Source organism: Pseudodesulfovibrio senegalensis (genome assembly GCF_008830225.1).
Lineage (GTDB): Bacteria > Desulfobacterota > Desulfovibrionia > Desulfovibrionales > Desulfovibrionaceae > Pseudodesulfovibrio > Pseudodesulfovibrio senegalensis.
The window spans coordinates 312452-331033 of record NZ_WAIE01000002.1 but is presented as its reverse complement, the minus strand read 5'-3'; the positions used below and the strand labels follow the sequence as shown (position 1 = coordinate 331033).

Here is an 18582-nt window from a genome sequence, read left to right as displayed (position 1 = left end):
CTCGGTTACCAAATTTCGCAGAGCAGTTCGCCGCCCACGTTCTTTTCATGAGCCTGGCTTCCCTCGAGCACGCCTGCGGACGTGGACAGAATGCAGATACCAAGTCCGTTCTGCACTCTGGGAATGTCCTGGGCACCGCAATATACGCGGCGACCCGGCTTGCTCACCTTCTTCAGGCCGGAAATGATGGCCTGACCGTCAGCGTACTTGAGGGTGACAGTGATGTCCTTTTCCTCAACAGCATAGTCAGCGATATAGCCTTCGGCCTTCAGGATTTCCGCGATGGATGCCTTCACCTTGGAGGTGGGCACGGTTACGCTTTTATGAAAAGCGCCATGCGCGTTCCTGATGCGGGTCAGCATATCGGCTATGGGATCAACAACAGCCATTATATTCTCCTTAGAAAATTACCAGCTCGCTTTACGCACGCCGGGAAGTTCGCCAGCCAGGGCTTTGTTCCGGAAGCAGATACGGCAAATGCCATACCTTCTCAGAAACGCCCGGGGCCGCCCGCAGATGGGGCAGCGGTTGTAGGCGCGAACCTTGAACTTGGGCTTGCGACGAGCCTTTACTCTCAGTGCAGTTCTAGCCATTTCGGTCCTCCTACTTCTTGAAAGGCATTCCGAGAAGGTCAAGAAGCATCTTGCCTTCCTTGTCCGTTTCGGCGGATGTGACGATGGTAATGTTCATACCCTTCACGTGCTCGATCTTGTCGATTTCCAGCTCCGGGAAAATGGAATGTTCCCGAATACCGAGGGTGAAGTTGCCACGTCCGTCAAAGCCCCTGTCCGGAATGCCGCGGAAGTCGCGGACACGCGGAAGGGCGAACGAAACCAGTTTATCCAGAAAGTCCCACATCAGATCCCGGCGCAGAGTGACGCGAACGCCGACCGGCATGTCCTCGCGCAGTTTGAAGGCCGCAATGGACTTCTTAGCACGGGTGATAACAGCACGCTGGCCAGCAATCTTGGTCAACTCCTCGACGGCATCTTCGATGAGCTTGGTGTTCTGGCTGGCTTCGCCAAGGCCGATATTGAGAGATATCTTCTCGACCCTGGGCATCTGCATGGGGCTCTTGTACCCGAACTCCTTGTTGAGCTCGGGGGCCACTTTCTCTTTGTATACTTTCTCAAGACGAGTCATTGTGGTCTACCTACTTGAAGATCTCGTTGCACTTTTTGCAAAAACGGACCTTCTTGCCGTCTTCGGTCTTCTTGTACCCGATCCGGGTCGGCTTGGTGCAAGCATCACAAACCGCCTGGACATTGGAAACATGGATCGGGGCTTCCTTTTCCACAATACCGCCGGGCTGATTGGCGTAGGGATTGGCCTTGGTGTGGCGCTTGACCACATTGACCTTCTCCACGAGAACGGCATCCTTTTTCTTATAAACCTTCAGGATCTTGCCGATCTTGCCCTTGTCCTTACCGGCGATGACCATGACCTTGTCGTCTTTGCGCAGCTTAGTCTTCATATTGGTCACCTCCTACAAAACTTCAGGAGCAAGGGAAACAATCTTCATGAAACCGGCAGCGCGCAGTTCCCTGGCAACAGGCCCGAAGATACGAGTACCCACGGGATCCATGTTGGTGTTCAGGAGAACGGCCGAGTTGTTGTCGAACTTGATGTAGGATCCGTCGGGACGACCGATTTCCTTACGTGTCCGCACGACAACGGCTTTCATGACAGCGCCCTTCTTCACTTTGGAATGGGGCATGGCCTCTTTCACAGAAACGACGATGATGTCACCGACGCTTGCGTAGCGCCTCTTGGAACCACCAAGAACCTTGATGCAGGATACTTTCTTGGCCCCAGAGTTGTCCGCTACGTCGAGTTTGGATTCAACCTGTATCATTGGTGTTTATCCTCTCAACGCCTAAACGGCTTTTTCCAGAATCTGAACCAGATGCCATCTCTTGCGGCGGCTCAGGGGCTTGGACTCAACAATCTGCACCTTGTCACCGGTGTGGCAGTCATTGGCCGGATCATGGGCCATGAACTTCTTGCGGCGACGGATGTATTTCTTCAGCAACGGGTGCTTGACCAGGGTCTCGACGCGGACGACAATAGTCTTGTCAGCCTTGTCGGAGATGACAACCCCGGTCAGGGTGCGCCGGTTGCCTTCGTACTTAAACTCAGCCATGGGTTATGCTCCCTGTCTTTCCCGCTGGATGGTCAGGATGCGGGCAATAGTCTTCTTCACTTCACTCAGCTTTCCGGTGTTTTCAAGCTGCGCGGTGGCGTGCTTGAAACGCAGGTCGAAAAGTTCCTTGCGGAATTCGTCCAGCTTGTCGGTCAGCTGAGCATCGTCCATTTCACGAAGTTCCTTGGCAGTCATTACTCAAGACCCTCCTTGACGACGATGGTGGTCTTGATGGGCAGCTTGTAGGAAGCACGCTTGAGCGCTTCCTTGGCCAGAGCAAGATCGACACCTTTGACTTCATACATAACCCGGCCCGGTTTCACCGGAGCGCACCAACCTTCGGGAGCGCCCTTACCCTTACCCATGCGGACTTCCGCAGGCTTGGAGGTGATGGGGAAATCAGGGAAAATACGGATCCAGACCTTACCACCGCGCTTGATGTGGCGCATGATGGCTACACGAGCAGATTCAATCTGCTGGCTGGTGAGTTTTCCGTGCTCCAGAGCCTTCAGGCCGATATCGCCGAAGGCTACGCTGTTACCCCTGAGGGCCTTGCCTCTGTTGCGGCCCTTCTGCCGCTTACGGAATTTAACCTTTTTCGGAGCGAGCATTACTGTTCTACCTCTTTGTCCAGAATCTCACCCTTGAAGATCCAGACCTTGACGCCGATGACGCCGTACGTCGTGGACGCAACAGCATAACCGTAGTCAATGTCCGCACGAAGCGTGTGAAGAGGCACACGACCGTCACGGTACCACTCTCCACGGGCGATTTCCGCACCCGCAAGACGGCCGGCACATGCGACCTTGATACCCTCGGCACCGAATTTCCTGGCAAGGCCCACCGTACGCTTCATGGCACGGCGGAAGGCAACGCGGCGTTCGAGCTGCTGGGCGATGTTCTCAGCTACAAGCTGAGCCTCGACCTCAGGCCGACGGATTTCGTTCACTTCAATGGTGAATTCAGTTTTGAACTTGCTTCTCAATTCTTCACGCAGTTTTTCGATCTCCACGCCCTTGCGGCCGATGATGATGCCCGGCCGAGCAGTGTGGATGATCAGACGGATCTTGCCGCCTGCGCGTTCGATTTCAATGCGGGCAACGCCTGCTTGATACAGCTTTTTCTTAACGAACTTGCGCACCTGGTCGTCCTGATAGACGAATGCGGGATAGTCCTTTTTGCTGTACCAGCGAGACAGCCAGTTCTTGTTATACCCCAGACGAAAACCGTAAGGATGTACTTTTTGACCCATGGCTGCCCCCTAAACTTCCTTGACCACTATGGTTATGTGGCTGGTGCGCTTGCAAATGCGATAAGCGCGGCCCATGGCCCGAGGCTGGATGCGTTTCCAGGTCGGTCCTTCATTGACGATGACTTTATCAACAACCAGAGCGTCCACGTCGACACCCGGCTTCTGCTCCGCGTTGGCAACGGCGGAATACAGAACCTTGCTCAAGATCTGCGCGGGCTTCTTGGGCGTGAAGCGCAGAATATTCAGGGCATCCTCAACGGGCTTGCCCTTGATGTTCTCGGCAACGATGCGGGTCTTACGTGCGGACACTCGGATGAACTTTGCTACTGCTTTAGCTTCCATTTCATCTCACCTATTTACCCTTCTTCTTGTCGGCAGCATGGCCAAAATACGTCCTGGTGGGAGAAAACTCACCAAGCTTGTGGCCAACCATGTTCTCGGTCACGAACACGGGAATGAACTTGCGACCGTTATGCACGGCAAAGGTCATGCCGACCATCTCGGGAATGATGGTGGACCTGCGGGACCAGGTCTTGATGACCCGGCGATCGTTATTCTCCTGAGCCGTGGAGACCTTCTTGATGATGTGGTCGTCCACGAAAGGACCTTTTTTGAGAGACCTAGGCATACTTCAACTCCTATTTCTGTCCGCGACGCTTCACAATGAGCTTGGAAGACGCTTTCTTCTTGTTGCGGGTTCTGTAGCCCTTGGCCGGGGTGCCCCACGGGGAAACCGGGTGACGACCACCGGAGCTACGACCTTCACCACCACCGAGCGGGTGATCGATGGGGTTCATGGCCACGCCACGGACTTTGGGACGACGGCCCAGGAAGCGATTGCGTCCGGCCTTGCCCAGGGAGATGTTTTCGTGGTGGATGTTGCCCACCTGGCCAACGGTGGCCATGCAGGTGACCAGCACCTTGCGGACTTCGCCGGAGGGCATGCGCAGAAGCGCGTACTTGCCTTCCTTTGCAACGAGCTGTGCATACGTCCCTGCAGCGCGGCAGAACTGGCCGCCGCGGCCCGGGTGCAGCTCGATGTTGTGCACCACGGTACCAGTGGGGATGCTCTTCAAGGCCAGGGCATTGCCGGGCTTGATGTCAGCACCTTCGCCAGCGACGATGGTATCGCCACGGTTCAGGCCCACAGGGCACAGGATGTAGCGCTTTTCGCCGTCTGCATAATGCAGCAGGGCAATGCGGGCGCTGCGGTTCGGATCGTATTCGATCTGGGCAACCACAGCGGGCACGGCCAGCTTGTTACGCTTGAAGTCGATCATACGGTACAGGCGCTTGACACCGCCGCCGCGACGGCGGGAGGTCACGCGACCGTTGTTGTTCCTGCCTGCCTTCTTGGTCAGGCCCTTGGTCAGAGACTTCTCGGGAGTGGTCCGTGTGATCTCCGCGAAATCGGAAATCGTCTGGAACCGGCGGCCCGGAGAAGTCGGCTTCAGCTTGCGGGTAGCCATGGCTTACACTCCCTCGAAGAATTCGATTTTTTCACCGGCCACGAGCTTGACCATGGCCTTCTTGTAACCGGACTCGCGTCCGACCACACGACCAAAGCGCTTGCGCGGCAGTGCTTTTTTACGAATGATGTTCACGGACTCGACCTTGACGTCGAAGGCGGTTTCAACGGCCTTCTTCACCTCGACCTTGTTGGCATCGGGGTGAACGTAAAAGGAGACGTGATTGGCCTGCTCCTTGGCTTCGGTAGCCTTCTCGGAGATAACCGGCTTAAGCAATATTTTGGAATAATCCATGGCTATTTCAACCTCTCCTGTACGTCAACGGCGGCACCCTCAAGCATCACCAGCTCGGGGTACAGCAGTACATCGTAAACATTAAGCTTCTCAGCCTCGACAACTTTGATGCCGGGAATATTCCTGGCAGAAAGAGCGAGATTTTTATCAGCTTCCTTCACGACAATCAAGGCTTTTTCCAGTCCGAGAGCCTTCTTGACATCGGCAAAGGCCCGGGTCTTGATCTCGGGCATGTCGATGGCCTTGACGACCATCAGCTTGTTTTCCGATGCGCGGGAAGACAAAGCCATTTTCATGGCCAGCTTGCGGACCTTCTTGTTGACCTTGAATTCGTAGCTGCGCGGCTGCGGGCCAAAGGTGATGGCACCGCCGCGCCACAGCGGGGAGCGAACGGAACCGGCGCGTGCGCGTCCGGTGCCTTTCTGGCGCCAGGGCTTGCGACCACCGCCACGGACCGTATTACGGGTCTTGGTGGCGTGGGTGCCGCTGCGCTTGGCAGCAAGCTGGGCCCTGACGACGAGCTGCAGGATCTCGGGCCGGATTTCGACCTCGAAGACCTCGGGAGCAAGCTCGATATTGCCCACTTCCTTTTTGTTCTGATCAAATATGCTCAGTTTCGTCATTGTAGATACCTCTCGCTCCGCTTAGGCGTTTTTGCGGATCATTACCATGCCGCCCTTGGGACCGGGCACCTGGCCCTTGACCACGAGGATGTTCTCCTCAGGACGGACATCGACGATCTCGATGTTGGAAACGGTCACGCGGGCATTTCCCATCTGGCCGGGCATCTTCTTGTTCTTCCAGACACGGCCGGGGAAGGTTGCGTTACCAACGGAACCGGGAGAGCGGTGAACCTTTTCCGCACCATGGGATGCGCGCGAGCCACCGAAGTTCCAGCGCTTCATAACGCCCTGGAAACCTTTACCCTTGCTCTTTCCGGTCACCTTGACCTTTTCGCCGGGAGCGAAGATATCGACAGTGATTTCACTGCCCACCTCGTATTCGGAAACGTCCTTGAGACGAAATTCCTTGAGGTGGCGGAACAGGCCTTTGCCAGCCTTGGCCTGATGGCCTTTCTGCGGCTTGCCGACCTTACGTTCCTCAATAGCGTCAAAACCGACCTGGATGGCGCTATAGCCTTCCTTGTCAGTGGTTTTGACCTGCATCACCGGGCAGGGACCAGCCTGGATCACGGTCACAGGGCAGACGGTACCGTCTTCCCTGAACACGCGGGTCATGCCCAGTTTCTTTCCGAGTATACCAAGATTCTTAGCCATGATTACACCCCACTACAGCTTGATTTCAACGTCCACGCCGGCAGGCAGGGACAGTTTACCGAGGGCATCGACGGTCTGCTGGGTCGGTTCCAGGATGTCCAGCAGCCGCTTGTGAATGCGCATCTCGAACTGTTCGCGGGACTTCTTGTCCACATGCACGGACTTCTGGACGGTGGTCCGATGAATATTCGTCGGAAGCGGGATGGGGCCGGCGATAGCCGCGCCGGTATTGCGCGCGGTATCAACGATCTCGGTCACCGCCTTGTCCAGAATGCGGTAATCATAAGCCTTGAGCTTAATCCTGATCCGATCGCTCGTCATGGAAGCCATTTGGATTCTCCTTTTTGATCCGGTTGTTTCCACGATGACGCTGGAAGTCAAAGCTGCCGGGGTGTATCGGCTCGGCGTTTCCGCCATGCGAGCCACCCCGGACTTGTGCTTGAAGACTCAGCGATCACACATCTATTGTTTCTTAACTATCTCTTCAGCCAAGCTGGCCGGAACCTGCTCGTAGTGATCGAACTGCATCGAGAACGTGGCGCGGCCCTGGGTGCGCGACCTGAGGTCGGTGGCGTATCCGAACATTTCGGACAGAGGCACAAAGCACCGGACGACCTGAACGCCCGTGCGGGCTTCCATTTCGCCCACGCGGCCGCGGCGGCCGTTGAGGTCGCCGATCACGTCGCCGAGGTATTCCTCGGGGGTGACCGCTTCCACGGACATGATGGGTTCGAGCAATACGCCGCCGGCCTGGCGGCATGCTTCCTTGATTGCCTGAGAACCGGCAATGTAGAAAGCCTGCTCACTGGAGTCCACGTCGTGATACGAACCGAACACCAGCTTGACCTTGAGGTCCACCACGGGATAGCCGGCAACAACACCGGCCTTCATGGCGTCCTGAATACCCTTGTCAATAGAGGGTATGTACTCCTTGGGAATCACGCCGCCCTTGATCTCGTCGGCGAACTCGTAACCCTTTTCCGGGTTGGGTTCGACTTCGATGACAACGTGACCGTACTGACCGCGACCACCCGACTGCTTGGCGTGCTTGAAGTCCGCCTTGGTAGCCTTGGTGATGGTTTCGCGGTAGGCAACGCGGGGTGCGCCCACGTTGGCGTTGACGTTGAATTCGCGCAGCAGGCGGTCAACGATGATTTCCAGGTGCAGTTCGCCCATGCCGGCGATAAGGGTCTGCCCGGTTTCATCGTCGCTCTTGACGCGGAAGCTGGGGTCTTCCTTGGCCAGCTTGGCCAGGGAGTTGGTCAGCAGGTCGCGGTCCGCCTTGGTCTTGGGCTCGATGGCCACCTCGATGACCGGCTCCGGAACGTCCAGGGACTCCAGCACGATGGGCTTCTTGAGCTCGGCCAGCGTGTCACCGGTTGCAACGTTCTTGAGTCCGACGGCGGCAACGATGTCGCCCGCGTAAGCTTCCTTGATTTCCTCACGCTTGTTGGCGTGCATCTTCAACAGGCGGCCGATACGCTCCTTCTTGCCGGAGGCACCGTTCATGACCGTGTCACCGCTGCGGATGACACCGGAATAAATGCGCAGGAAGGTCAGATGACCGACGAACGGGTCGGTGGCCAGCTTGAAGCCAAGGGCGGCAAGCGGCTTGTCGTCGTCGCACGGGCACTCGATTTCTTCGCCGTTGTCCGGATTGATACCGGTCATGATCTCGATGTCCAGCGGAGACGGCAGGTAGTCCACAATGGCGTCCAGCAGCGGCTGCACACCCTTGTTGCGGAACGCGGTGCCGCACAGGACCGGACAAATGGTCAGGCTGTTGGTAGCCGTGCGCACGCCGTTCCTGAGTTCGTCTTCGGTCAACTCTTCGCCGCCGAGGTACTTTTCAAGCAATTCCTCGTCTTCTTCGGCAATGGCTTCGATAAGCTCACCGCGGTACAGTTCATACTGTTCCTGAAGGTCGGCGGGAATATCCTGCTCAATGTACTCGGTGCCCAGCTTGTGGGACTCGTCGTACACGAGGGCCTTGCCGGAAATCAGGTCCACAACGCCGACGAACTCGTCTTCCGCGCCGATGGGCAGCTGAAGGGGCACGGCCTTGGAGCCGAGCCTGGTCTTCATCATGTCCACGCAACGGAAGAAGTCCGCGCCGATGCGGTCCATCTTGTTGACGAACGCGATGCGGGGGACCGAGTAACGGTCCGCCTGGCGCCAGACGGTTTCGGACTGGGGTTCGACACCGGCAACGGAGTCGAAAACAGCCACACAACCGTCGAGCACGCGCAGGGCGCGTTCGACTTCCATGGTAAAGTCAACGTGACCCGGGGTGTCGATGATGTTGACGCGATGGTCGCGCCAGAAGCAGGTGGTGGCGGCAGACGTAATGGTGATGCCGCGTTCCTGTTCCTGAACCATCCAGTCCATGGTGGCTTCGCCGTCATGGACTTCACCGATTTTGTGGGACACACCGGTATAAAACAGAATGCGCTCAGTCGTGGTAGTCTTGCCCGCATCGATGTGGGCCATGATACCAATATTGCGCTGTTTTTCTCTGGGTACCTGTCTGGGCACTGCTCAACTCCGGAACTACCAGCGGTAGTGAGCGAAAGCTTTGTTCGCTTCCGCCATTTTGTGGGTGTCTTCCCGTTTCTTTACTGCTCCGCCACGATTGTTGAAGGCGTCCAGCAGTTCACCGGACAGGCGTGCGATCATGCCCTTTTCACCACGGTTGCGTGCATAGGAAATGAGCCAGCGAATGGCCAGGGCAACCTGACGATCCGGGCGGACTTCCATGGGCACCTGGTAGGTGGCACCACCCACGCGGCGGGATTTGACTTCCAGAGCAGGCTTGACGTTGTCCAAAGCCTTCTCGAAAGCCTTCAGGGGCTCTTCCTTGGTCTTGTCGGCCAATTCGTTGAGAGCCTGATAGAAAATTCTTTCGGCAGTGCTCTTTTTGCCGTCAAGCATAAGACGGTTCATGAAACGAGTAATGAGCTTGCTGCCGTAGACAGGATCCGGAAGGATCTGTCTCTTGGGTACTGGACCTTTACGAGGCATTTTTTTCTCCTGTGTTTCCGAGGGGACATTATTTCGGGCCGCCTCAGCCCTACTTTGGCATCACTCCCCGGCGTTGTATGCGAAGGCTGGCCCTATTTGGGCTTCTTGGCACCGTACTTGGAACGGCCGCGACGACGATCATCGACACCGGCGGTATCAAGGGAGCCGCGGATGATGTGATAACGCACACCGGGCAAGTCCTTGACACGACCACCGCGGATCAGCACCACGGAGTGTTCCTGCAGGTTGTGGCCTTCACCGCCGATGTAGGCGGTAACTTCGATTCCATTGGTCAGACGCACACGAGCGACCTTACGAAGCGCGGAGTTCGGCTTCTTGGGGGTCGTGGTGTAAACCCTGGTGCACACGCCGCGGCGCTGGGGGCACTGCTGCAGAGCACGGGTTTTCTTGCGCTTGACCTGCAGCTTACGCTGCTTTCTCACAAGCTGGTTAATGGTGGGCATGAATCCTCCAAAACGTGTTACAAACAATAATCCAACGGTAATCCGTCGGGCAAAGAGAACCGCTTGTATGCGCAAAGAATCCCCCTTGTCAAGGTTTTTCACCTTGCACAGGGGTATTCTTCACACGGTACTCACACAAAAAAGTTGGGGCAGGTTCTCCCACCCCAACCTCATATCCCGCGCAAACGGGCGTATTACATCTATATATGCGCTACTGGTTTTCCACGAGCAGCGGCTGATCTTCCAATTCTTCCAAGAACTTGTCCGGACGTTCCGGCTGTTCGGGAACCGTGATGGTGGATTCCTCATACTTGCGGAATCCGGTTCCTGCCGGGACCAAACGACCAACGATTACGTTTTCCTTGAGTCCGCGAAGGTGGTCGGCCTTGCCTTTGAGCGCAGCCTCGGTGAGCACCTTGGTGGTCTCCTGGAACGACGCGGCCGAGATGAAGGAGTCCGTGGACAGGGAAGCCTGCGTGATACCCAGAACCAGCGGTTCGGCCACGGCGGGCTGGAGCCCTTCCTGCACGGCACGATGGTTCTCGTCCATGAAGCGCTGCTTGTCCACCTGCTCGCCCATCAGGAACGTGGTTTCGCCCGGATCGATGATGCTGACCTTTTTCAGCATCTGGCGGACGATGATCTCGATGTGCTTGTCGTTGATGCCGACGCCCTGGAAACGGTACACATCCTGAATTTCTTCCACAAGATAACGGGCCAGGTGCTTCTCGCCCTTGATCTTGAGGATGTCATGCAGTTCGGGGTTGCCTTCGGTGAGCAGGTCTCCCGACTCAACAAAGTCTCCCTCCGTGACCGTGATGTGGCGGCCCTTGGGAATGAGATATTCCTTGGAATCGCCCACTTCCGGGGTAACGATGATCTTGCGCTTGCCCTTGGTGTCCGGACCATACGAGCAGATGCCGTCGATTTCCGAGCACACGCCCAAATCCTTGGGCTTGCGCACTTCAAAGAGTTCGGCAACGCGCGGCAGACCACCGACGATGTCTTTGGTCTTGGACGATTCACGCGGTTTACGTGCGATGACGTCACCGGCCTCAACATCCTGCCCGTCCTTGACCATGAGGATCGCGCCCACAGGCATCTGGAAGGTTGCCGGGGCCGAGGAATCCGGACGGACCAGAACGTTGCCGTCCTCGTCCACGATGGAAACGGCCGGCTTGAAGTTGGTGGTCCTGTATTCCATGACCGTGAGCATGGAACGCTGGGTGCGGTCCTCCTGCACGGTCTTTCCTTCGATGATATCGTGGAAGCGGACACGGCCCTTGACGTCGACGATAAAGGGTTCCATGAACGGTTCCCATTCAGCCAGCGCAGTGCCTTTCTTGATATCCTGACCGTCCGAAACCATGAGACGCGCACCCGAAGGCAGCACGTACTTTTCACGTTCGCGGCCCTGTTCGTCCACGATGCCCACCTGGCAGCTCTTGCCGATGACCATGGTCTGGCCGTCACGGTTCACGACCGTGCGCATGCGCGAGAACACGACCTTGCCCTGATGCTGCGACTGAATGGCGGACTGTTCGATTTCCTTGGATGCGGTACCACCGATGTGGAAGGTACGCATTGTCAGCTGGGTTCCGGGTTCACCAATGGACTGTGCCGCGATGATACCCACGGTCTCGCCCACGTTGACCAGATGGCCGCGAGCCAGGTCACGCCCGTAGCACTTGGCGCAGACGCCGTGCTTGCTCTTGCAGGTCAGCACCGAACGCATGGTCATGGAATTCACGCCGTGCTTTTCGATGAGGCCCGCGTAATGTTCGTCGATGAGCGAGTTGGCCGGAACGATGAGCTCTCCGGTGTCCTCGTCGAAGATGTCGAAGAGGGTAACGCGACCGAGAACGCGCTCGGCAAGGCGCATCTTGATTTCGCCACCCTTGACGAGGTGGCCGATTTCAAGGCCGTCCACGGTACCGCAATCCAGTTCGGAAACGGTCACGTCCTGCACCACGTCCACGAGGCGACGGGTCAGGTAACCGGAGTTTGCGGTCTTGAGCGCGGTATCCGCAAGGCCCTTACGAGCGCCGTGCGTGGATGTGAAGTACTGGAGCACGGACAGACCTTCACGGAAGGACGCGGTGATGGGCGTCTCGATGATCTCGCCCGAAGGCTTGGCCATCAGACCGCGCATGCCCGCGAGCTGGCGCATCTGGTCCTGGTTGCCTCGAGCACCCGAGGTGGCCATCATGTAGATGGAGTTGAAGCTGGAGTTGGATTCGGTCTTTCCGGTGACCGGATCTTCCACTTCATCCACCGAGATGTCCTTCATCATTTCGTTGGAGACGTCGTTGGTGGTTTTGGTCCAGACGTCAACAACCTTGTTGTATTTTTCCGTGCGGGTAATGATGCTGTCCGCAAACTGGCTTTCGATCTGCTCCACTTCGGCGTGAGCCTTGGCCAGCAGAGTCTTCTTGGCCTCGGGGATCTGCAGGTCCTTTACCGCGATGGTCACGCCCGCGCGGGTCGCGTACTCGTAACCCACGTCCTTGAGGCGGTCGCAAAGGATAACCGTGGCCTTGGTTCCGGCCAAACGGTAGGCCCCTGAAACCAGTGCGGCAATATTTTTCTTGTTCAAGACGCAGTTGACCATGTCGAACGGCAGCTTGGCGGGCAGAATCTCGCCCACGATCACGCGGCCAGCGGTGGTTTCCACCAGCTCGCCATGCATGCGCACCTTGATGCGTGCGTGCAGCGCGGTGACCCCGGCGTCCACAGCGGCGATGACTTCGCTCGTATCCGAGAAGATCATGCCCTCGCCCGGCTCGAAGGAGCGCGGTACGGTCAGATAATACAGACCGAGCACGATATCCTGCGAGGGGTTGATGATGGGCGTGCCGTTGGACGGGCTGAGAATGTTGTTGGAGCTCATCATCAACACGCGGCATTCAATCTGCGCTTCCACGGAAAGCGGCACGTGAACGGCCATCTGGTCACCGTCGAAGTCCGCGTTGTATGCGGAACAGACCAACGGGTGCAGCTGGATGGCCTTGCCCTCGACAAGCTGCGGCTCGAAAGCCTGAATGCCGAGGCGGTGCAGGGTCGGTGCGCGGTTGAGCATGATGGGATACTCGCGAATCACGTCCTCGAGAATTTCCCAGACCACCAGGTCTTCACGTTCGACCATCTTCTTGGCCGACTTGATGGTGGTGGCGATTTCACGCCGCTCCAGCTCCGCATAGATGAACGGCTTGAAAAGCTCCAGCGCCATCTTCTTGGGCAGGCCGCACTGGTGCAGCTTGAGCTTGGGACCGACAACGATGACGGAACGGCCGGAGTAGTCCACGCGCTTGCCGAGCAGGTTCTGACGGAAACGGCCCTGCTTGCCCTTGATCATGTCGGACAGGGACTTGAGCGGACGACCGTTGGTGCCGGTGATGGCGCGGCCGCGGCGGCCGTTGTCGAACAGCGCGTCCACGGATTCCTGCAACATGCGCTTTTCGTTGCGGATGATGATCTCGGGAGCGCCGAGTTCCAGCAAACGCTTGAGACGGTTGTTGCGGTTGATCACGCGGCGGTACAGGTCGTTGAGGTCCGATGTGGCGAAACGGCCACCATCCAGGGGAACCAGCGGGCGCAGCTCGGGCGGAATGACCGGAATCACTTCCATGATCATCCACTCGGGCTTGTTGCCGGATTCCAGGAATGCCTCCACAACCTTGAGGCGCTTGGTCAGTTTTTTCTTCTTGGTCTGGGAGCGCGTGCTCTGGGATTCCTCGCGCAATTCAACGCGCAGGCTTTCCAGTTCGATGGCTTCCAGCAGCTTGCGGACGGTTTCCGCCCCCATGCCCACTTCAAGGGCATCTTCACCGAAGTGTTCGATCACCTGGAAGTACTGGTCTTCCGAAATGATCTGATGCTTCTTCAGCGGGGTTTCGCCGGGCTCAAGAACGATGAACGAGTCAAAGTACAGAACCTTTTCCAGATCGGCCATGGTGATATCCAGCAGGGTACCGATCTTGGAGGGCAGTGTTTTCAGAAACCAGATATGGGCAACGGGCGCGGCCAGTTCGATATGGCCCATGCGCTCGCGGCGAACCTTGGAGGCGATAACCTCGACGCCGCACTTTTCGCAGACGATGCCGCGATGCTTCATGCGCTTGTACTTGCCGCAGTTGCATTCGTAGTCCTTGACCGGACCAAAAATCTTGGCGCAGAAAAGACCGTCACGCTCAGGCTTGAACGTACGGTAGTTGATGGTTTCCGGCTTTTTGACCTCGCCGAAAGACCACTCCCTGATTTTTTCCGGGGAGGCGATGGAGATTTGCATCGCCTTGAGGCCCTTGCCTGCCAGAGCGGCATTGGGGGCTCCGCGCAGAGTGAACAGATCGTCCAACGTCATCTGTAGTCCCTCTTGCTAGATGTTATTGCATGCCCGGCCGAACAATTGCCCGGCCGGGCCTTGTCTACTCGTTTTCCGTCCGCTAGGCGGCCGGACGTTTCCTGAACGGTCCGTCGTCGGAACGCCCGGGCTTTTCTTCCTGAATGAGGTTCACGTCCAGACCAAGGGACATGAGTTCCTTGATCAACACGTTGAAGGATTCCGGCAGCCCGGCTTCCAGGAAGTTGTCGCCCTTGACGATCTTCTCGTACATCTTCACGCGGCCCTGCACATCGTCGGACTTGACGGTGAGGAACTCCTGAAGGAGATAGGCCGCGCCGTACGCTTCAAGTGCCCAGACTTCCATTTCACCGAGTCGCTGTCCGCCGAACTGAGCCTTACCACCCAGAGGCTGCTGCGTAACCAGCGAGTAAGGACCGGTGGAACGGGCGTGGATCTTCTCGTCGACCAGGTGGTGCAGCTTGAGGATATACATGACACCCACCGTGACCCTGTTATGGAAGGGTTCACCGGTGCGTCCGTCATACAGGATGACCTTGCCGTCCGAGGGCTGCTTGGCCCTTTCCAGCAGGTTCCATATTTCCTCTTCGCGCGCGCCGTCAAAGACCGGAGTCTTGGTGACGATGCCTTCATGGCGCTCGCGAACCGCAGCCACGAATTCCTCGTCGTTCATTTCATCGACGAGCTGGCTGATGGTCTCGGAATTCAGGATGTCCTTGACCTCTTCGCGCACTTCCTTAAGAGCCACGCCTTCGTCCACCATCTCATTGAGCTGGCGGCCGATCATCTTGGCGGCCCAACCCAGGTGGGTTTCCATAATCTGCCCGATGTTCATACGGGAGGGAACACCCAGCGGGTTGAGAACGATGTCCACGGGCATGCCGTCGGCAAAGAAAGGCATGTCCTCTTCCGGCAGAATGCAGGAGACAACACCCTTGTTACCATGGCGGCCCGCCATCTTGTCACCCACGGCCAGCTTGCGCTTGACCGCGACATATACCTTGACCATCTTGATGACGCCCGGGGGCAGATCGTCCCCTTCGGTGACCTTTTCGCGCTTCTGGTCGTAGACGGTCTTGATGAACTTGACCTGATTTTCGTATTCGGCAAGCACTTCGCGCACGGCTTCATTGCCGCCCTTGTCAAAGACACCGGCCAGTTTCTTAACCGGAACCGCGGAAAGCATTTCCTCGGTGACGACGTCACCGGCCCTGCCCACAACGGCCTTTTTCGCGCCCACGAGATCCTTGGCCAGCTTGGTTCCGGACACGACCTCGGCAATGCGCTTGCGGGTGTTGTCTCCCAGGGCAGCGATGTGCTTGGTTTCCTTCATATCGAACTTGGCCAGCTCGAAATCCTCGATGTTGCGAGTGCGGTCGTCCTTGTCGCCGGAACGACGGTTGAAAACCTTGACATCCACAACGGTACCCTCGATTCCCGGCGGAACCTTGAGCGAGGTATTCTTCACGTCCCGGGCCTTGTCGCCAAAGATGGCGCGCAAGAGCTTTTCTTCCGGGGTGAGCTGGGTTTCGCCCTTGGGCGTGATCTTGCCGACCATGATGTCGTCCGGCTTGACCTTGGCCCCGAGGCGGATAATGCCGCATTCGTCGAGATTGCGCAGCATTTCCTCGGAAACGTTGGAAATGTCGCGAGTGATTTCTTCGGGTCCCAGCTTGGTATCGCGGGCGACCAGTTCGAATTCCTCGACGTGGATGGAGGTGTAGACATCCTCCTTGACCATGCGTTCGGAAATGAGGATGGAGTCCTCGTAGTTGTATCCGCACCACGGCATGAAAGCGACCGTGAGGTTTTTGCCCAGAGCGAGCTCTCCGTTGTAGATGCTCGGTCCGTCGGCAAGAACGTCGCCCTTCTTGATCTTCTGGCCGACCTGAACGCGGGAGCGCTGGCCGAAACAGGAGTTCTGGTTGGACTTGTGCCACTTCTGCAGCTGGTAGTGCTTGGAGTCGCCCATTTTCGGGGCAACGGGACTGTCATAGTTGACGATGACCCGCTCGGCGTCCACGTAATGGACCATGCCGTCTTCCTCGGCAAGGATGCAGGCACCCGAGTCGCGGGCAACCGAGGCTTCCATGCCTGTTCCCACCAGGGGCATGGATGCCCGCAGCAGGGGAACGGCCTGACGCTGCATGTTGGAGCCCATGAGTGCGCGGTTTGCGTCATCATGCTCCAGGAAAGGAATCAGGGCAGCGGAGATGGAGACGGTCTGGCTCGGACTGATGTCCATGAGCGTGACCTCTTCCTGGGGAGCCATGAGCGGATCGCCGTGCTGGCGGGACTGGACGCGCTGGTTAACGAACGCGCCCTTGTCGTCCAGAATGGCGTTGGCCTGCGCAACGACCTCGCCTGCCTCACGGGTAGCGTCCATATACAGGACTTCATCACTGACCATACCCTTTTTAGCAAGGCGGTACGGCGTTTCGATGAAGCCGAAGTCGTTGACCTTGGCATAACAGGTCAGGGACACGATCAGACCGATGTTCGGGCCTTCCGGAGTTTCAATGGGGCAGATGCGTCCATAGTGCGAAGTATGTACGTCGCGGACTTCAAAGCCTGCCCGTTCGCGGGTCAGGCCGCCGGGTCCGAGTGCGGACAGGCGGCGCTTGTGGGTCACCTCGGAGAGCGGGTTGGTCTGGTCCATGAACTGGGAGAGCTGGGAAGTGCCGAAGAACTCCTTGAGCACGGCTGCAACCGGCTTGGGGTTGATCAGGTCGTGCGGCATCAGGGTAGCCACTTCCTGCAGGCTCATGCGCTCCTTGATGGCGCGCTCCATGCGGACAAGACCGATGCGGTACTGGTTTTCCACCAGTTCGCCCACCGGACGAACACGGCGGTTGCCCAAATGGTCGATATCGTCGGCCGGGCCATGGGAATCCTTGAGGAACATCAGTTCCCTGATGGCACAAAGAATGTCTTCGTTGGTCAGGGTCCGGGTATTCTGGTCCACGTCCAGCTTGAGACGCGAATTCAGCTTGTAACGGCCCACCAGCGAAAGGTCATAATAATCGGAACTGCGGAACAGGTTCTCGAAGAAGCTGGACGCAATTTCCGGAGTAGGCGGAGAGCTGGGGCGCAGGCGGCGGTAAATCTCGATCTGGGCCTGTTCCATGCTTGTGGTCTTGTCCAGCACGAGCGTGTCGCGCAGGGAAGACGAGACATCGGAACCAAGCGTGTGCAGCACGGACAGCTTCTTGATCTTGTTCTCGCGAATCTTGTCCATGACATCCACGGTGATTTCACCCGTGGATTCGACGACGACCTCGCCATTGGAATCAGCAACGTCCACGGCAGCGAACTGTCCCAACAGGCAATCCGGATCGACTTCGATCTGCTCCACCTTGTTGCGCAGAAGTTTTTTCCAGGTACCCTTGGTGATGGGAGCGCCCTTCTTGCAGAGAACCTTGCCGTCCGGCAATGCGATCTCGGCAAAGGCGGGTTCCTTGCGGAACTGGTCTTCCTTGACGCTGCGGAACACACGAGCACCCTTGAAGGTGTAATCCTCGGTGTCGTAGTAGTAGTCGAGAATATCCTGACGCGTCAGGCCCATGGCCTGAAGCAGGATGGTGGCGGGCATCTTGCGTCGCCGGTCGATGCGGACGTACAGGATGTCCTTGTGGTCAAAATCGAAGTCCAGCCAGGATCCGCGCATGGGAATGATGCGCGAGGAATACAGGACCTTGCGGCTGGAATGCGTCTTGCCCGAATCATGTTCGAAAATGATGCCGGGGGAACGCTGCAGCTGGTTGACGATAACACGCTCTGTGCCGTTGATGATGAAGGTGCCCTTCTCGGTCATCAGCGGCAGCGTGCCGAAGTAAATGTCCTGTTCCTTGATGTCGCGGATAGTGCGGTTGTCGGTCTCCTCGTCCACGTCAAAAACCACCAGACGCACCTTGATGCGAATGGGAGTCTCATACGTCAGGCCCTTGGAGATGCACTCTTCCTGGTCGTACTTGGGTTCGCCGATCTCGTAGCTGACAAACTCAAGGCTCGCTGTCTTGTTGAAGTCCTCGATGGGGAAGACGGAACGGAAAACGCCCTCCAGGCCATAATCTCCACGGCTCGCAGGCGGAATCTCGTCTTGCAAAAACTTGACGTAGGAATCCACCTGGAGTTCGAGAAGATGCGGAATGGGCAACTGGTTGACGATTTTACCAAATTCTTTTCTGAGCTGACCCATTGTACCCTCTGCGAGTAGTTATGGTGTTGGGACGGGACGCCGGAAATGCCAAGTCAGAACCCGATGCACCAGGCCCGACGCCGATCTTTTGATATGAAAATTAC

Annotated in this window: 21 protein-coding genes; all 21 read right to left on the bottom strand. The window is 57.5% G+C overall.

Features of this window, described 5'->3' with window-relative positions:
- Positions 1-5 precede the first annotated feature (5 nt).
- Positions 6-389 (bottom strand): 30S ribosomal protein S8, encoded by a 384-nt coding sequence (rpsH, locus tag F8A88_RS07790; RefSeq protein ID WP_151150561.1) that lies wholly within the window; start codon positions 387-389, stop codon positions 6-8.
- An 18-nt stretch (positions 390-407) separates the two neighbouring features.
- Positions 408-593, bottom strand: coding sequence for a type Z 30S ribosomal protein S14 (locus F8A88_RS07785; protein WP_151150560.1), 186 nt, complete (start codon positions 591-593; stop codon positions 408-410).
- Positions 594-603: 10 nt separating this feature from the next.
- Positions 604-1143: a 50S ribosomal protein L5 gene (gene rplE / locus F8A88_RS07780; protein ID WP_151150559.1), complete on the bottom strand. Its 540-nt coding sequence runs from the start codon at positions 1141-1143 to the stop codon at positions 604-606.
- A gap of 10 nt (positions 1144-1153) precedes the next feature.
- Entirely contained in the window at positions 1154-1474 is a 321-nt protein-coding gene (rplX, locus tag F8A88_RS07775) for a 50S ribosomal protein L24 (RefSeq protein ID WP_151150558.1), read from the bottom strand.
- A gap of 12 nt (positions 1475-1486) precedes the next feature.
- Positions 1487-1855 (bottom strand): 50S ribosomal protein L14, encoded by a 369-nt coding sequence (gene rplN, locus F8A88_RS07770; RefSeq protein ID WP_151150557.1) that lies wholly within the window; start codon positions 1853-1855, stop codon positions 1487-1489.
- A 21-nt stretch (positions 1856-1876) separates the two neighbouring features.
- Positions 1877-2143, bottom strand: a complete 267-nt coding sequence (gene rpsQ / locus F8A88_RS07765) for a 30S ribosomal protein S17 (RefSeq protein WP_151150556.1) — start codon at positions 2141-2143, stop codon at positions 1877-1879.
- Between the two features lie 3 nt (positions 2144-2146).
- Positions 2147-2338, bottom strand: a complete 192-nt coding sequence (rpmC, locus tag F8A88_RS07760; protein ID WP_151150555.1) for a 50S ribosomal protein L29 — start codon at positions 2336-2338, stop codon at positions 2147-2149.
- Positions 2338-2754: a 50S ribosomal protein L16 gene (gene rplP, locus F8A88_RS07755; protein WP_151150554.1), complete on the bottom strand. Its 417-nt coding sequence runs from the start codon at positions 2752-2754 to the stop codon at positions 2338-2340. The genes rpmC and rplP overlap by 1 nt, the downstream gene beginning before the upstream one ends.
- A complete protein-coding gene (gene rpsC / locus F8A88_RS07750) occupies positions 2754-3395 on the bottom strand; it encodes a 30S ribosomal protein S3 (protein WP_151150553.1) in 642 nt (213 codons plus the stop codon). The genes rplP and rpsC overlap by 1 nt, the downstream gene beginning before the upstream one ends.
- Before the next feature lie 9 nt (positions 3396-3404).
- Positions 3405-3737: a 50S ribosomal protein L22 gene (gene rplV, locus F8A88_RS07745; RefSeq protein WP_151150552.1), complete on the bottom strand. Its 333-nt coding sequence runs from the start codon at positions 3735-3737 to the stop codon at positions 3405-3407.
- Positions 3738-3747: 10 nt separating this feature from the next.
- A complete protein-coding gene (gene rpsS / locus F8A88_RS07740) occupies positions 3748-4023 on the bottom strand; it encodes a 30S ribosomal protein S19 (RefSeq protein ID WP_151150551.1) in 276 nt (91 codons plus the stop codon).
- A 10-nt stretch (positions 4024-4033) separates the two neighbouring features.
- Positions 4034-4864 (bottom strand): 50S ribosomal protein L2, encoded by an 831-nt coding sequence (gene rplB, locus F8A88_RS07735; protein ID WP_151150550.1) that lies wholly within the window; start codon positions 4862-4864, stop codon positions 4034-4036.
- A gap of 3 nt (positions 4865-4867) precedes the next feature.
- Positions 4868-5158, bottom strand: a complete 291-nt coding sequence (gene rplW, locus F8A88_RS07730; RefSeq protein ID WP_151150549.1) for a 50S ribosomal protein L23 — start codon at positions 5156-5158, stop codon at positions 4868-4870.
- Positions 5159-5160: 2 nt separating this feature from the next.
- Entirely contained in the window at positions 5161-5781 is a 621-nt protein-coding gene (rplD, locus tag F8A88_RS07725) for a 50S ribosomal protein L4 (RefSeq protein ID WP_151150548.1), read from the bottom strand.
- Positions 5782-5802: 21 nt separating this feature from the next.
- Positions 5803-6435, bottom strand: a complete 633-nt coding sequence (gene rplC, locus F8A88_RS07720; RefSeq protein WP_151150547.1) for a 50S ribosomal protein L3 — start codon at positions 6433-6435, stop codon at positions 5803-5805.
- A 12-nt stretch (positions 6436-6447) separates the two neighbouring features.
- Positions 6448-6765: a 30S ribosomal protein S10 gene (gene rpsJ / locus F8A88_RS07715; protein WP_151150546.1), complete on the bottom strand. Its 318-nt coding sequence runs from the start codon at positions 6763-6765 to the stop codon at positions 6448-6450.
- Positions 6766-6897: 132 nt separating this feature from the next.
- Positions 6898-8970, bottom strand: coding sequence for an elongation factor G (gene fusA / locus F8A88_RS07710; RefSeq protein ID WP_151150545.1), 2073 nt, complete (start codon positions 8968-8970; stop codon positions 6898-6900).
- Between the two features lie 15 nt (positions 8971-8985).
- Entirely contained in the window at positions 8986-9456 is a 471-nt protein-coding gene (gene rpsG, locus F8A88_RS07705) for a 30S ribosomal protein S7 (protein WP_151150544.1), read from the bottom strand.
- A 92-nt stretch (positions 9457-9548) separates the two neighbouring features.
- Entirely contained in the window at positions 9549-9920 is a 372-nt protein-coding gene (gene rpsL, locus F8A88_RS07700; RefSeq protein WP_151150543.1) for a 30S ribosomal protein S12, read from the bottom strand.
- A gap of 211 nt (positions 9921-10131) precedes the next feature.
- Complete coding sequence (gene rpoC / locus F8A88_RS07695; protein ID WP_151150542.1) at positions 10132-14280, bottom strand: DNA-directed RNA polymerase subunit beta'; 4149 nt, start codon at positions 14278-14280, stop codon at positions 10132-10134.
- A gap of 82 nt (positions 14281-14362) precedes the next feature.
- Positions 14363-18478 carry a DNA-directed RNA polymerase subunit beta gene (gene rpoB, locus F8A88_RS07690; RefSeq protein ID WP_151150541.1) on the bottom strand — a complete coding sequence of 1372 codons (4116 nt, stop codon included), beginning with the start codon at positions 18476-18478 and terminating at the stop codon, positions 14363-14365.
- Positions 18479-18582: the final 104 nt, after the last annotated feature.